Source organism: Caballeronia sp. dw_276 (genome assembly GCF_018449635.1).
GTDB lineage: Bacteria > Pseudomonadota > Gammaproteobacteria > Burkholderiales > Burkholderiaceae > Caballeronia.
Genome location: NZ_JAAVUV010000017.1, coordinates 63,716 through 78,788, shown reverse-complemented (window position 1 = coordinate 78,788; position 15,073 = coordinate 63,716). Strand labels below are relative to the sequence as shown.

At 59.9% G+C, this 15,073-nt stretch carries 12 protein-coding genes and 1 pseudogene; 3 read left to right on the top strand and 10 right to left on the bottom strand.

Features of this window, described 5'->3' with window-relative positions:
- Positions 1–54 precede the first annotated feature (54 nt).
- The 6 genes and pseudogenes from HB633_RS28210 to HB633_RS28185 form a co-directional block, all read right to left on the bottom strand.
- The gene (locus HB633_RS28210; protein ID WP_346730382.1) at positions 55–501 is read right to left on the bottom strand and encodes a hypothetical protein; all 447 of its coding nucleotides are present in this window, start codon (positions 499–501) and stop codon (positions 55–57) included.
- A gap of 38 nt (positions 502–539) precedes the next feature.
- Positions 540–1,835: a sorbosone dehydrogenase family protein gene (locus HB633_RS28205; protein ID WP_213781489.1), complete on the bottom strand. Its 1,296-nt coding sequence runs from the start codon at positions 1,833–1,835 to the stop codon at positions 540–542.
- A gap of 67 nt (positions 1,836–1,902) precedes the next feature.
- Entirely contained in the window at positions 1,903–2,070 is a 168-nt protein-coding gene (locus HB633_RS28200; RefSeq protein WP_213781462.1) for a hypothetical protein, read from the bottom strand.
- Between the two features lie 77 nt (positions 2,071–2,147).
- Positions 2,148–2,513 (bottom strand): annotated as a pseudogene (locus tag HB633_RS28195) (DUF3175 domain-containing protein).
- Positions 2,514–2,593: 80 nt separating this feature from the next.
- Entirely contained in the window at positions 2,594–4,135 is a 1,542-nt protein-coding gene (locus HB633_RS28190) for an FAD-dependent oxidoreductase (protein ID WP_213781461.1), read from the bottom strand.
- 72 nt (positions 4,136–4,207) lie between these two features.
- Positions 4,208–5,128, bottom strand: a complete 921-nt coding sequence (locus HB633_RS28185; protein ID WP_213781460.1) for a LysR substrate-binding domain-containing protein — start codon at positions 5,126–5,128, stop codon at positions 4,208–4,210.
- 109 nt (positions 5,129–5,237) lie between these two features.
- On the opposite strand from HB633_RS28185, the gene HB633_RS28180 reads away from it, so the two are divergent.
- The gene (locus HB633_RS28180; protein WP_213781459.1) at positions 5,238–6,494 is read left to right on the top strand and encodes an MFS transporter; all 1,257 of its coding nucleotides are present in this window, start codon (positions 5,238–5,240) and stop codon (positions 6,492–6,494) included.
- A 21-nt stretch (positions 6,495–6,515) separates the two neighbouring features.
- Here the strand turns inward: HB633_RS28180 and HB633_RS28175 are convergent, their stop codons facing one another.
- Positions 6,516–7,454 (bottom strand): hypothetical protein, encoded by a 939-nt coding sequence (locus HB633_RS28175; protein ID WP_213781488.1) that lies wholly within the window; start codon positions 7,452–7,454, stop codon positions 6,516–6,518.
- Between the two features lie 322 nt (positions 7,455–7,776).
- Between HB633_RS28175 and HB633_RS28170 the strand changes: the two genes are divergently transcribed.
- Positions 7,777–8,634: an NAD-dependent protein deacetylase gene (locus HB633_RS28170; protein ID WP_213781458.1), complete on the top strand. Its 858-nt coding sequence runs from the start codon at positions 7,777–7,779 to the stop codon at positions 8,632–8,634.
- Here the strand turns inward: HB633_RS28170 and HB633_RS28165 are convergent, their stop codons facing one another.
- Both HB633_RS28165 and HB633_RS31055 read right to left on the bottom strand, forming a co-directional pair.
- Positions 8,635–9,486 carry a PA4780 family RIO1-like protein kinase gene (locus HB633_RS28165; RefSeq protein WP_213781457.1) on the bottom strand — a complete coding sequence of 284 codons (852 nt, stop codon included), beginning with the start codon at positions 9,484–9,486 and terminating at the stop codon, positions 8,635–8,637.
- Between the two features lie 760 nt (positions 9,487–10,246).
- Positions 10,247–10,678, bottom strand: coding sequence for a hypothetical protein (locus tag HB633_RS31055; RefSeq protein ID WP_255581237.1), 432 nt, complete (start codon positions 10,676–10,678; stop codon positions 10,247–10,249).
- On the opposite strand from HB633_RS31055, the gene HB633_RS28160 reads away from it, so the two are divergent.
- Positions 10,677–12,344, top strand: coding sequence for a hypothetical protein (locus tag HB633_RS28160; protein ID WP_255581235.1), 1,668 nt, complete (start codon positions 10,677–10,679; stop codon positions 12,342–12,344). The genes HB633_RS31055 and HB633_RS28160 overlap by 2 nt on opposite strands.
- Before the next feature lie 373 nt (positions 12,345–12,717).
- Here the strand turns inward: HB633_RS28160 and HB633_RS28155 are convergent, their stop codons facing one another.
- Positions 12,718–14,823, bottom strand: a complete 2,106-nt coding sequence (locus HB633_RS28155; protein WP_213781455.1) for a phospholipase C, phosphocholine-specific — start codon at positions 14,821–14,823, stop codon at positions 12,718–12,720.
- Between the last annotated feature and the right edge of the window lie 250 nt (positions 14,824–15,073).

Sequence of the window (15,073 nt, the reverse complement as noted above, 5' to 3'; positions counted from 1 at the left end):
CGTGTGTAGAAGGATAACGTTGTAACTCCACCATGACATGAATCAAAGACAGCGCTATGACTTGGTGGCGCGGCCCGGCGGCGTGGCATGGAAGAGGGGATTGAAACCGGCGGAAGGCGCCGGTTTTTGTGCGGTTTTCGCAGTTTTTTTGGCGCCCGTGCTGCCTTTGCCGCCGGCGCCTGTAAGTTGGCTCATGAGTTCGTCGTCAGGTTCATCATCAGCGGGTTCTTCCGGGGCTTCCTGTTCCTCCTGCGCGGCAACCCGACGGCCGCCAACGTGCTCGACGACGTTGAAAAATTCCTTCGATGGATTGCGGAAGGCGCGCCCGGGCATCATGGTGATGGCGACGACTTCGTGCAGTGACTTGCCGTCCACGCTCTTGCGTTCAGGTGCTGAGTGCCAGTCGATCGCACTGTTTGCAAAGCCGGCGATCACGCGTTCGAGAACAGCGGGTGACAGCACGCCGCCATCATAAAGATTGATCAACGTGGCTTCGGCCACGGCAAACAATCCATTCGCCGATGCAGCGCGCCGTGCCATCAGTTCCCGGCCGTATGCTGCGCCGGCGTGACGCGCCAGACGGCGTTGCCGACGTCGTCGGCCACGAGCAATGCGCCCGCATGATCGAGCGTGACGCCAACTGGCCTCCCGCGCGCATCGCCGTCGGACGATAAAAACCCCGTGAGGATATCTTCGGGCGGTCCCGAAGGTTTCCCGCCGGAAAACGGCACGAAAATCACTTTGTAGCCGCTGCGCGGCTTGCGGTTCCACGATCCATGCTGACCGATGAATGCCCCATTGCGATACTTTTGCGGGAACAGGCTTGCATCGTAAAAAGTAAGTCCTAAAGACGCCGTATGCGACCCGAGCGCGTAATCCGGAGGAATGGCTTTCGCGACCATTTCCGGGTTCTGCGGCTTCACGCGCGTGTCGACATGCTGGCCATAATAGCTATACGGAAAGCCGTAGAAGGCCCTGTCTTTCACTGATGTCATGTAGTCGGGCACGAGATCATTACCCAGCTCATCGCGCTCGTTGACCACGGTCCAGAGCGCGCCGTTTTCCGGATTCCACGACATGCCGTTGGGGTTTCGCAAGCCGGATGCAAAGATGCGCGATTTCCCCGTTGCCCGGTCGATCTCCACGATCGACGCGCGTCCTTCTTCCGCTTCAATGCCGTTTTCGCCCGCATTGCTGTTGGAACCGACCGTGGCATAAAGCAGCTTGCCGTCGCGGCTTGCAATGAGGTTCTTGGTCCAATGATGATCGATAGGACCACCCGGCAAGTTTGTCAGCTTTTCACCCGGCCCGCTTATCGATGTGTCGCCGGTGTGGTACTTGAAGTGCACGATTGAATCCGTATTCGCTACGTACAGATCGTCGCCGACCAGCACCATACCGAACGGCGAATGCAAGTTGTCGATAAAAACACTACGTGTATCGGCTACGCCATCGCCCTTGGTGTCGCGCAAGAGGATGATGCGGTCGGGGCTGACCACGCCTGCGCCGGCGCGTTTTTGAAATTGCTTGGTGATCCAGCCTTTGATGCCGGCCTTCGCGTCGTGCTGAGCCGGCGCGTTGCTTTCGGCTACAAGCACGTCGCCGTTAGGCAATGTCGTGAGCCAGCGCGGATGGTCGAGTCCTTTTGCAAACGCGTTCACCGTAAAGCCCTGCGCGGCGGTCGGCATCGTGCCTTCGGGCCAGGGTTTGGCCGGCGCAACGTTGAGCGTAGGAACGAGGGTAGTGTGAGGCGGAGGCAGTGTAGGCGACGGGCCGAAACCGATCGACCCGTCGGACGCAGCGTTTGCGCAACCGGTCAGCACGCCTGCAATCATCGCGACCGTGGCAAGCGAGTAGAGCGGCGTGCGAAACGTGTGAACACGGATGTAATCACGGATGTAATCACGCACCGCCGATTCCTTCGATGACCTTGCCCGTGCCGTCGCACGTCGCACATGGCTGGCCGTCCTTCTTGCCCGAACCGTTGCAGGCCGGGCAGATGTTTTCGCCGGTGCCCGGGGTGCCGGGGGCGGCTTCATCGCCGGGATTAAGTTCGGTGTTCTCGGGCATGACGCCTCCTCAGGTACTCGCACAACGTGGCCGGCGGTTTGCGGCTGCCAGACAGGAGACGCAGCAAGTAACGTTCCTCAGGGCTTGCGGCCGAACGCTTCGCGTAGTCGCTTCTTCGCGTTATCGAGTACGGTGCGCCGCGATTTCGGCAAGTTACGCCCCGCACGGTTGATGTAGAAATTCAGCATCGACATGGCCGATTGGAACGGCGTGCCCTTGCGCCGGTTGCTGCGCGCCGACGATTTCTTCAGCGAGTCCGCGATCTTCTGCGCGTTGCCCTCCTTGAAGATGTCCCTTTGAACGTCCATTGCGTCGCTGGTTTCTATCACGTGATGCGACCAGCGTGTCGAACCGGATGCTTTCGTTGTCTTCGGTCCTCAACGCCTTCGCGGTCGCGCGGAATGCAGCATCGCGCGTCTTTGCATCAGGCGCCCGGAGCGCATTCGACGGATGAAAGGTCGCGGTGACCATACGTCCGTCCTGCTCGAATGGATCGCCTATTAGTTTCGTTGCCATTGGCCCATCAGCCTTCGTTGCCTGCGGCGCGGCGCGCTTCATCTAACGTCAGCGTTGAACGCATTGCTTCGGCGAGCCTGGCCGTTGGCGCTTCGCGATCGCACGCGACAACGGCCGCGACTTTGCCGTCCTTCATCAAATAAGCGATGAAAACCTGCGAGTCGAGATCGCCGTCGATCACTACATCGTCGTGCTCGATTGCATGGCCGAGGTATTCGAAGCGGTTGCTGAAATGATAGGTCCAGAAATAGGGCACGCCCGTGTAGTGTTCGGCGCCACCCGCCATGTTCAGCGCGGCGACGCGTGCGTGTTGCTGCGCGACGCGCCAATGTTCTACGCGCAAATGTGTTTCGGCGCGTGGCAGCGGGAACTGCGCGACGTCACCGGCCGCGTAGAGCGAAGGCGCCGCGCGCATGGCGGTATCGACGGGAATGCCGCCGTCATCAGCGAGCGTGACGCCTTGCAGGAACTCTGTCGCCGGCCTGATACCGGTTCCTATAAGCACCACGTCCGCTGGAATCTTCTCGCCGTTATCGAGTTCGACAAGGTGAACGGCATCATCGCCAATGAACGCCTTCACCTTCGATCTCATGCGAAACACGACGCCGTTCTTCTCGTGCAGCCGCTGGAACATCAGCCCGAGTTCATCGCCGAATTGCGCCGCGAGCGGGATCTTTCCCGGCGCGATCACCGTTACGTCCAGGCCGCGTTTCCTGAGCGATGACGCCACCTCCAGCCCGATAAAACTTGCGCCCACGATCACCGCGTTTTTCGCGCCTTCGAGCGAGGCGACGAGCACGGCAGCGTCATCGCGCGAACGCAGCAAATGCACGCGGCGTAAGTTCGCACCGGGGACGTCCATGGGTTTGGGGATACCGCCGGTGCAGATCAGCGCGGCGTCGTAATGCAATGTGAGGTCGTTGGGCAGGTCGATGCGTTTATCGGCGGAATCGAGTTTGATCACCTGGGCTTCGATGCGCTCTATACGCTGCTTCGTGGCATAACCTTCCGGCAGCAGCGACGGGACTCCGTCGGGCGGCATATCGCCTGCGGGCACGAATTTGCTCAGCGCGGTGCGGTCATATGGCTCGCCGGACTCCGGCCCGATCAGCACGATACGTCCGTCGAAGCCCGCTTCACGCAGCGCGGTACACGCTGCAGCTCCCGCCGCGCCCGCGCCGATGATCGCCATCGTGCGGGTATCGGCGGTATGGACGCGAGCGGGCGGTTCGTCAGCTTCGGGTGACACGAGCACGTTGCCGCTCTCGACAGATACCGGATACTGCTTCAAGCCGACAAGCGCCGGCGGTTCGATCACGCTGCCATCCGCGATCGCAAACGTGCCCTTGTGCCACGGACAGACGATACGACCGTTGCATACGGCGCCATCCTCGAGCGGCGCGCCTGCATGCGGGCAATCCGCCGAAAACGCGTGAACGCTGTCGCCTTGCCGCACGAGCAGGATGGGCGTATCGGACAACGTTACCCGTATGCCCCGGTCGGCGGGAATATCGTCCAGTTTCGCTGCATGCTGCATCAGTCCTGCCATGTCGCGCTCCCGTCTGTCGTTCACGACGGATTCAGCAAAAAGCGGGCCGTCGGGACGGGGCGTGGAAGCCGCTTAGGCCGCCATGCGTTCGAACGATGCCGATCCGCCGCGCACCGAGTCGAGAATGATCGATGCAAGCCGCTCGACAGGCGGCGCGGATTTCGCCGATGCACGCAGGAGCGACAGCGGCAACGACGGCAATGCCGGCAAGCCTGCGGCATGTTCATCGAGGGCGCACACCGACCTTGGCAAACCGTATCGCGTGCGCACTGTCAATCCGAGTCCCGCGGCGGCCGCGGCCCACAAGCCGGACAAGCTCGGACTCGTGAACGCGACGCGCCAGCGGATGTTCGCGCGATCGAGTTCCGCAGTCGCTGCGCTGAAGAACAGGCACGCGCGATCAAACGCCACCAGTGGCAACGGTTCATCGGCGTCCGGATTCCAGGGCAGCGTGGACGAGCCGATCCAGCACATCCGTGGTTCGGCGATAAGTTCATGCTGCACGCCTGCCCGGACTTCCCGCGCCGCCGACGCCGGGTCGCCCCAGATCAGCGCGAGATCGAGTTCGTTCGAATCGATACGCTCGAACAACTCGGTATTGCGCGCTACACGCGCTTCGATGCGCACCTTCGGATGCGCTCGCGAAAACCGGCCGAGCACGTCGGGCAACATGATTTCGCCGAAATCCTCCTGCAGCCCGAGCCTGATCCAGCCTTCGAGATCGGGGCCACGCACGGCGACGGCGGTCTCGTCGTTGAGGTCGACGAGACGGCGCGCGAAGCGCAGCATGGTTTCGCCGGCATCCGTGAGCGCGAGGCTGCGACCGGCCTTTTTGAACAACGGCACGCCTGTCTGCTCTTCGAGTTTCTTGATCTGCGCGCTGACCGCGGAGGTCGAACGCCCGACCCGATCCGCCGCCTTCGCAAAACTTCCGAGTTCCATGCCGACCACGAACGTGCGCAGCGATGCAACATCGAAATTGGTGTGCGACATGACGGACCATCCTGTTTTATCGAAGTGTCGATGCAATATTACTTGATATTCAGGACCATCGTGATGGCCCACACTTGGGGTATCGAATCTGAACGGACGCCATAAAGCGATGCAAACTCAATGCGCAATCCCTCTGGCCCAAACGGCCAGACGTAATCTCGACGCATCTCACCGCTGGAAAGTCCTCGGCGTGGGCGTTGCGGCGAATGTCAGCTTTTCGGCGGCGATCGCGGGCATTCCGACCACGGCCGTCTGGCTGCGCGCGGATTACCACCTCGGCAACGCCGCGCTCGGGCTGGCGCTCGGCGCAATGGGACTGGGCGTCGCGATATCCGAATTGCCGTGGGGCGTGGCGACGGACCGATGGGGCGATCGCCCGATCCTGCTGACCGGCCTCGCGACCGTCGCTGTCGCGTTCCTGGCCATGATGCTGTTCGTGGTGCCATCGGCGGCGTCGGTGCCTTCGTTGTTGTGGCTGGTTTTATCAATGTGCGGCGTCGGCCTGCTCGGCGGCAGCGTCAACGGATCGAGCGGACGCGCGATCATGCGCTGGTTCCAGGAAGGCGAACGGGGCCTCGCGATGAGCATCCGCCAGACCGCCGTGCCGCTCGGCGGCGGCCTTGGCGCGCTGATCCTGCCGTGGCTCGCATCCACGGGTGGTTTCCGGCTCGTCTATGGCGTCCTGGCGGCGATGTGCGTGGCGGCAGGTTGTCTCGCGTGGCGATGGCTTCACGAGCCGCCGGAAACGCCCGTGCACGCAGCGACCGCGCCGCACGTTCCGGTCGCACCCGCCATCAGTCCCCTGCGTGACACGATGATCTGGCGCGTGGTGCTCGGCATCGGCATTCTCTGCATTCCGCAATTCGCGGTGCTCACGTTCGCCACCGTTTTCCTGCATGACTTCGCGCACGTCGGCTTGCCCGGCATCACTGCCACGATGGTCGCCGTCCAGCTTGGCGCCATGATCATGCGCGTCTGGAGCGGCCGTTTCACCGATAAACACGGCAACCGGCGCGCTTATACGAAGGTCTCGACGTTGATTGCGGTTGCGGCGTTCGTCGCGCTTTCGGCCGGGACGGGATATGGGTTATCCGAAGGCTGGCTGATCGGTTTTATTGTGTTCGCAGGGATTTGCGTGTCCGCGTGGCACGGCGTTGCTTATACCGAACTTGCCACGCTGAGCGGAAAGGATCGTGCAGGAACTGCGCTCGGAATGACGAACACGGCCGTGTATGTGGGTTTGTTCATCACGCCTTTGTCGATTCCGCATTTGCTCGCGGTCGGGTCGTGGGGCGTGGTCTGGCTGGTTGCGGCCGCGTGCGCATTGGCCGCTTATCCGTTGTTCCCAAAACCCGTCAAAACGTGAGGACGCGCATTCGTATGAACGCTAGAACCTCACGCCTATGCCCGCTTCAATCACATCGGCATCGCGGTCATAACGGGTGACGACGCGGTTCCATGTGAGCCGCGTCAGCCAGTATTTTCCGAGCCGGTAACTGGCTGACATGGAAACCAATCCAGATACGCGGCCATCGCCCGTACGATTTCCGGGAAGTGTGTCGTTCTGCGTGATCGCGATGTACGGACCGGCTCCCACCGCAAGCGTGAAGCGGTCGTTGAAAAACCCTCGCGTTGCCCAGAGTTGCAACGCCACGCCGTCGCGGCGACTTTGCGTGTTGCTGGCTTCGTGAATGTAGGACACGGTTCCATCGATATAACGGGTAATGCCTCGCCGATACTCCACGCTTTGCGCAAACGAAGTCTCTGAGTCGTAGCTGTTAAGGATTGATTTTCCGAGCAGGACTGTCAGCTCGTTGTCGGTGACCCGGGACGTTCTCGATGTCGGCGTTTGGCGCGGGCCGGGTTCGCCGCTTGCATCGAGTTGATAACCGACGCCGAACAAAAGTGAGCTTGTATCTGGACCGCCGAACGCCTGCACGTGGTTGAACTGCATTTGCGCGATCCAGCGGCGGTCGAAGTAATAGGCCGCGCGCGCGCTCCACACTGCGCCCCAGCCATGTGTATTCGAATACGTGCCGCCGGCGCCCGCAGCGGTGGTGTCGAAGTATCTGTACGGCCCCGCTCCCGCCGATAACTCGAACCGGTCACGCCAAAGCGGCAGCCGTGCCCAGAGTTGCACGGTCTGTCCATCACGATGATGGTCCGGAATATGTCCTTCGTTGATCCACGAGAAACTCCACGCAGCATATCTCCCGAGTCCTTCGCGATAACTCCCTTGCCATGAGTATGAGTTCTCCCCCCGGCTTATTAACGGTCCAGCCAGAATGTTCAATTCCTGGGCGTAAGCCGAACTTGAAAATATCAGCGCGCTAAATAAAGCGCCACTAAATAACGACGTGCAAAACGATGCACCGAGATTGTTTCGATGAGCGAGTCTGGACGCGGACACTGGTCAATTATTGAGTTGTATTTTTACGAAGGACTCTTTGCCATGGGCAAAAAGGCTCTGAAAAGAAAGGGCTGAAAACCGTTTATCTTCTGCAGTTAAAGCCAAGGCTATCGCAAAGAAAGGCGTCCGTGTTGCTCGGGCTTCTTGCTGGAAACGTACCGTTTCAAACATGCGAAAAGTGAAATTCCGCCGGCTCGCGTCCAAGCAAACAAACCGCATTGCCGTTACTATTTCGGCAATGAATACTCCCTACGCCAGCGCGCCTGCCGCGCTCTCCGATCCGCTTCAAGCGTTTGTCGAACGCTATCCGCGACTGTTTGTATTGACCGGTGCGGGAATTAGTACGGAATCCGGAATACCCTGCTACCGCGACAAGGAAGGGCAGCGAACGGGCCGAGCGCCCATTCTGCTCAAGGATTTCCTTGGGTCCGAATTCTCCCGTAAACGGTATTGGGCACGCAGCATGATTGGCTGGCCGATGCTCGCTGGCGCAGCTCCGAATGCGGCGCATCTGGCGGTGGCACGGCTGGAGCGCCTTGGCGTTTTTCATCGGCTGGTGACGCAGAACGTCGATGGCTTGCATACGAGCGCGGGCAATACGGACGTGATCGAACTGCATGGCAATATTGGCCGCGTGCGCTGTATGGATTGTGGCGACGAGACGCCACGTGCTGCACTCCAGCAACGGCTCATTGCCGATAACCCCGGCTTCGTCGGACTGGCTGCGTTGCCGGTTGCGGACGGTGATGCGCAACTCGAAGGCTTCGACTTCAACGCGGTCCATGTGCCGGCTTGCACGCGCTGCGGCGGAATGTTGAAGCCAGACGTGGTGTTTTTTGGTGAAGGCGTGCCGCGCACGCGCGTCGATGCGGCTGCAGCCGCGCTCGATCAGGCCGATGCAATGCTCGTGCTCGGCTCTTCACTGATGGTGTATTCGGGCTTTCGATTTTGCGAGTGGGCTACCCGTGCGGGCAAGCCCATCGCTGCGGTCAATCTGGGGCACACCCGGGCGGATGCGCTCCTGCAGTTCAAGGTGGAGGCGCAATGCGGGCCGGTGTTGTCAGGGCTCGCCGATGCGATCGAAGGCAATCGGTAGTCAGTCGCCAGCTTCCTGCTCGCGCCGGATGCGCGCTTCTTCTTCCAGCCGGATATCCTCGATCTCCTGCATCACGGCTTCGAGATCGACCGGGGTTGTATCGACTTCTACGTGGCCGGTGAGTTTTGTATCGACGGTGAGCAAACCCGCTTCATACAGCGCCCACATTTCCTTGCCGTAGTTCGCCTTCAACAGTTCCGGCGCGAACTGGCCGAAGTAAGTGGCGAGGTTATCCACGTCACGTTGCAACATGGCGGACGCTTCGTTGTTGCCGGCGGCATCCACGGCCTGCGGCAAGTCGATGATCACCGGTCCATCCGATGCAAGCAGGATGTTGTATTCCGACAAGTCACCGTGGATCATGCCCGCGCACAACATGCGCACGACTTCGCGCAGCAGCGCCTCGTGCAATTCGAGCGCGCGATCGTGGCTCATGTCGACATCGTTCAGACGCGGCGCAACGTCGCCTTGTGCGTCCACCACGAGTTCCATCAGCAGCACGCCGTCGGTGCAGATGTACGGCTGCGGTACGCGCACACCCGCGTTCGCGAGCCGGAACAGCGCATCGACCTCGGCGTTCTGCCACGCTTCTTCCTGCATCTGGCGGCCGTAGCGCGTGCCTTTATCCATTGCGCGTGCTTGCCGGCTGTTCTTCACCGTGCGTCCTTCGCGATACGACGCGGCCTGCCGAAAGCTGCGCTGCTTCGCGTCCTTATAGACCTTCGCGCAACGCGTTGAATCGCCGCTACGCACCACGTACACGGTCGCTTCCTTGCCGCTCATCAACTGACCGATGACCTCGTCGATCAGTCCTTCTTCCAGCAATGGCAGCAGTCTTTTTGGCGTTTTCATGAGGCCGCCGCACAGGAAAGGACTTCGTGGGAAGCACGAAGAGGGCGGGAGGCAGAGAGGCAGGAAATTGGAATCATGGCGGATTATAAAGGCAACGCGGACGAGCACGGGGAGAACGGAGACGTTGCCATGGGGTGTGTTTGTCGAGAGCGCGGTGATCCTGGCAAATAGGGCGGCTTGCTTCGATGCTGTTTTGGACGCTTCTTATAGATGAATTAGAAAAAGAGCATTCGGTCTTCGGATACTCACTGGATTATCAAATGAGAACGCGAAGCTCAAGTTCTCGAAAAGGCGTCCGTTATTCAGGTTGGCGGTACGTATGACTCTGTGTGGCGATTATCGATTGCTGTTCATATGTGCCGAGCCGTTTGGCAAATTAGCAAGTTGAGCCGAATCTTGCAGTGGGCAAGGATCGGTGCCCGTCGGGAGCGGTTCTCAGGGCGAGAAAAGGTTTCATTTCTGATCCGTGGATAAATTCATTTCATATGATAAATAAGCCGTGGGTCAGGGCGATGGATATAAGCACGCATTTAAACCTTTTAAATCAGGCGCTGTTAAATATGATGATTATATTTTTACCGATTATTGATTAGACGTTACATCTTGTTACGCGTTTTTTACTGGTTCAAAACGTTTCGTCTATGTAACATTCATTCGGACCTTAAGGCTTGGTTGCGTATTTATCGCGAGCTTTCTTTTCTGCGATACGCCATTTCTACCGGTCATTTTCCCCGATTCAAAACCTTCACCTAGTTCCTGTTCAGAGGCGCCTGGGGCACCGCTGTGTCTGAACCTGTTTTATCGCTACGACCGGGCGATCATCGAAAATGAAAACGAACGCGTTACTCAGCTTTTCAATATATTCAGTTCTGCTCGCGTTGGCCGCATGCGGCGGCGGTGGCGGTCCCGGCGACGTTGCGAGCGGTGGAGGCGCGGCCGCCGCTGCGAGCGGAAATAGCTCGAGCACCGCTTCGGGTACGTCTTCGACGGCGTCCGGCAGTCCTGCCAACAGCGCATCGGGAACAACCGGTAACGCGGGGGTATCGACCGGAGCGACCCCGGCATTGGTCTCCCCATCGGTCGTGACAAGCGCTGTCTTGAGCATGACGTGCGCGGCGCCGGTCACGAGCGCTGCGTCATTGGGCAGCGGACTGATCACGGTCGATACCCCCAGCGCCGACGGTACGCGCATGTTTGCATCGGGCTCGACCTTCCAACTGGCGATATCCGCTAATCCCCCTGCGGCCGACACACTTACATGGACCATTAACGATGCGCTCGGCAAGACGGTCGCGAGCGGCAGCTTTGCGGCGCCGTCGGGCGGCAGTGCGACGACGCTCAATTGCACATCGACCGTGGCGGGTTACTTTGCGGTGTCGGCGACGCTTGCGAAGGCGGGCGGAAGCGTCCCGACGGCGGGCACGCGCCCCATCGGTTTCGCAACCTTCGGCGTCTTGCCCGATGTCACCAGAATACTCCCGGCTCCCATCTATGCTCGTCAGGAGCAGCACCGATTTGGCATGCAGGGCTTCAACGGCTGGACCGCGATGCTCAATGCGCTTGGAATCAGCTCGACGATCGATGACAGGCAGCTATCCAGCACGCAGCCGAACGGCGCCAACAGTTTCGCCGCCACGGCCATGACTACGGATACTGGTTATGCAAGCGGTCAGATCATGCGGCTCGTGCGTCTCGACGGGATCCCCGGATGGGACAGCCCAACAGGCGCATTCAACGACAGTTCGTACTTGCCGAGCGACCAGCCGGGTTATCAGACGTACATGAGCCAAGTTGGTTCGGAAACCGAACTAATGCGCGAGAAGTATTTTCCGGCGATGTCGAGCAACTACTATCAGGTCACGTGGGAGCCGGACCAGACGTGGCTGGGATCGGATGCGGATTTCGTGGCGCTGTACAAGCTCGCCTACACGGGCCTGCATGCGACGGACCCCAACGCCGTCGTGATGGGACCGACGGGCGCGTTTCCGTCGCTGACCACCAAACGTTTGAAAATGATGGCGCCGCTTGGCCTTGCGCAGTACCTCGATGGCATTGCGACACATGGATACTACGACGCCGGCACATCGCCATCGCACCCGCCGGAGCGTCAGGCAACCGATCCAGATCCCGCCAACGCCGCGAACGCGTTGACGAACGAGATGCGCAACTTGCGGCAGGAGATGCAGGCGGATTACAGGCCGGGCATGAAGTTGTTCGTGACCGAAACCGGCATCAGCTACGACCTGGGCACATCGTACGGGCCTAACTATCCAACATCGAACGTGCTGTTTGCACAGGGCGCGATCGTGGCGCGCACGCACATCATCTTGCTTGGCGAGGGCGCGGACCAGACCTACGTGTTCTACGGCGCGGATTATCCGGGCGAGACGGGTTACGGCACGTTCTTTGATCTATCGAATGCGCAGGGATCGTTCGGCGCGAGCAATGTCAGCCCGAAGCCCGCGGCCTTGGCGGTCGCGGCGATGACGCGCGTGCTCGACGGCACGACCACGCTTGGACCTGTGAACGGCACGCCGTCGGGCGTCTACGCATATGCGTTCGAGCAGCGCGGGACGGGCAACGCGGTGACGGCCTTGTGGACGCACAACAATGCAGTGTGGAGCGCGAGCGGCGGCTTCAGCCAGACCTACAGTGTGGGCTACGCGCTCACGGTGGATGCCCCAGGAACGAACGGCACGGTCCAGGTCCTGGACTGGATGGGCAATGCATCGAGCGTTGCGTACAGCAACGGCGTAGTGTCGCTAAACCTGACGGAATCGCCGTTATATGTGGTATCGAAGAACGCCGGCGTGGCACATGCGAATTCGACGCGACCGGTAGGCTATGCGGGAACGTAAGAGAAAATCAAGCGCCTGGAACGTTTGAACTTGCCCGAGAGCACTGGTGGCGAAGCGTGTGGATGTAAGGGTGCGGAGGGGGAGGGGTTCAACTGTTGGTGGTTATGGCGTCGAGCGTTCTTTTGGGGTACCAAACAATTGTAATTGCACGCTTGGGACACTTATGAGCCGATTGTTGAAAGGCGTTTTCTTTGCTTCGTTTCTTTGTCGCCGTTGGACAAAGAAATGAAGTGCCGCCACGCACAGTGGCCAATAGTGCTAAACAAATCAGCCAAGACAGAACGCGCGAAGACCCAAAAAGCAGCAACCCGGCTTCCCCCAGATTGCTGCCAAACCCTAAAAGCCCGCGCAGCGCCTTCGGGCATCAAAGGCGTCAACCCCCCAGTGCAGGATCCGTCATGCTGCTCTTGCCCGTCTCCACATGCCCGGCAAAGCGCCGCACGAAAGCGCTATCCGTATCGATGGTAATCGTCACGTCATACCATCCAAACGATTCACGCAAGTCCAGATACACTGTCTCCGTCCCGCCGCCGCGAATCGGTTGCTTGATCGTGGCGCCGGTTTCGTAAGCGCTGGTGATCGTAAAGGTGCATTTTCCGGTGCCGAGATTCTTCAAGCGCAACTGAAGGTTGCCATTGGCGACGTCGTAGCCCTCGACAACTTCGGCAATCGCCTGATTGTCACTCCACCAGTGCTGCTCGACGGCCTTTCCGGCAAAGCGCCGAAGGAAACCGTTGGGGCCGTGAATCACGTAATCGTAGGCATTGGAAGCGCCCAACGGCAACTCGTCACGCAGACGGTTTCCGGCCCCGACCGTATAGCAATTCGGCGCTGTCGTGCTATTTGCGGTAAAGACCAGGAATGTCGCGCCGACGCTACCCGTGTTGATGAAATCGAACGTGACGCCGTTGGTGGTGCCTGCGTGTGCGTGAACGAACAACTCATAAGGCAGCGCACGTGCCTGCCGTACACCGGGTTCCTGTTTCGGAACCGCCTGGATAGCGGGCGGGATGGGAACATAATCGGGATGACGAATTTTCTGAACGGGGGCATAGCCGCTCGTATCGGGCAACGTCGGAACAGCTGCGTTCGGGTTCTTGAAGTTGAATGCCGACGTCAAGTCGCCACAAATCGCCCGGCGCCACGGCGTGATGTTCGACTCGATAACGTTGGGGCGCGAACCAAAACGCTTTTCGATGAATTGAATCACCGACGTATGATCGAAAACTTCCGAGCACACGAAACCGCCTTTCGACCATGGTGAAACAACCAGCATCGGCACCCGCGTCCCCAGGCCATACGCGCCGCTCTGATATGTCGAATTTCCCGGGAAAATCTCGTTGACAGTGCTGACCGAGGACTTGCCGTTGGCGTTGGACGTCGGCGGGAACGGCGGCACGACGTGATCGAAGAAACCATCGTTCTCGTCGTAGTTGATGAGCAGAACCGTCTTGCTCCAGACTTCCGGATTCGAGGTGAGGATCTGCAGCACCTGATCGACATACCATGCGCCGTAGTTCGCTGGCCAGTTCGGATGTTCCGAGAACGCTTCCGGCGCGACGATCCACGAGACCTGCGGCAGCGCGTTGTTTTGCACATCGCGTTTGAGGATATCGAAGTAGCCGTCGCCTCCTTGCGCATTCGTGCCTGTACGTGCCTTCTGATATAGCGCGCTACCCGGTTGTGCGTTGCGATACTGGTTCAGGTAAAGCAGCGCGTTGTCGCCGTAGTTGCCAATGTACGGATCGTTGGTCCAGCCCCAGGAACCATTGGCGTCGAGTCCCGTGCCCGCGTCCTGATAGATCTTCCACGAGATATTCGCTTTCTCGAGCACTTCCGGATACGACCCCCAGCTATAGCCGAGCTCCGCGTTGTCGATAACAGGTCCGCCGCCGTTGCCATCGTTGCCAATCCAGCCGGTCCACATGTAATAGCGATTCGGATCCGTCGATGAATTGATCGAGCAGTGGTACGCGTCGCAGATCGTGAAGGCATCGGCGAGCTGGTAGTGAAACGGAATGTCTTCACGCGTGAGGTACGCCATGGTCGTCGTGCCCTTGTACGGCACCCATTGGTCGTAACGGCCGTCGTCATAGGCGCCTTTGCCCGACTTCCAGTCATGCGGCAAATCCTGGATGAACTGGTTGCCGAGATCCGGCGCGCTGGGACGGAACGGCAGCACCTCGCCCAGGCCCGCGGCCAGCGGTTGATTGAAAACCGGCTTGCCATTGGGCAACGTGACGGCGCGGGTATCGCCAAAACCGCGCACGCCTTGCAGTGTGCCGAAGTAATGATCGAACGAACGGTTTTCCTGCATCAGTACCACGATGTGCTCGACGTCCTGAATGCTGCCGTGCACGTTGTTGGCGGGGATGGCGAGTGCGTTGCGAATGCCTGCGGGCACGACGCCCATTGCAGTGGCGGAACCGGCGGCCTGTACGGCGGCCCTGAGGAAGTCACGTCGGCTTTTTAAGGTCATGGGTTTTTGTCAGTCGGGGTGGGGGAAGAGAGTTGCGGGTCGTACATCGATATCACTCCGCCTCGTGAATCACGGGAGGCAGCAGGGGGTCGGACGCAGGCGAGGCGGGTGATTCTTTCGGTGGGGCAAGGCTTGATACAGCCGTGGCTGGCTGCGTCTGCTGCAATGCCCAGTTCTGGATATCCGACGAACTAGCCGGGAGAGGCGCGGCAGTATTGGTTTGCGGTAATGAAGACGGGGCGGACGTGGA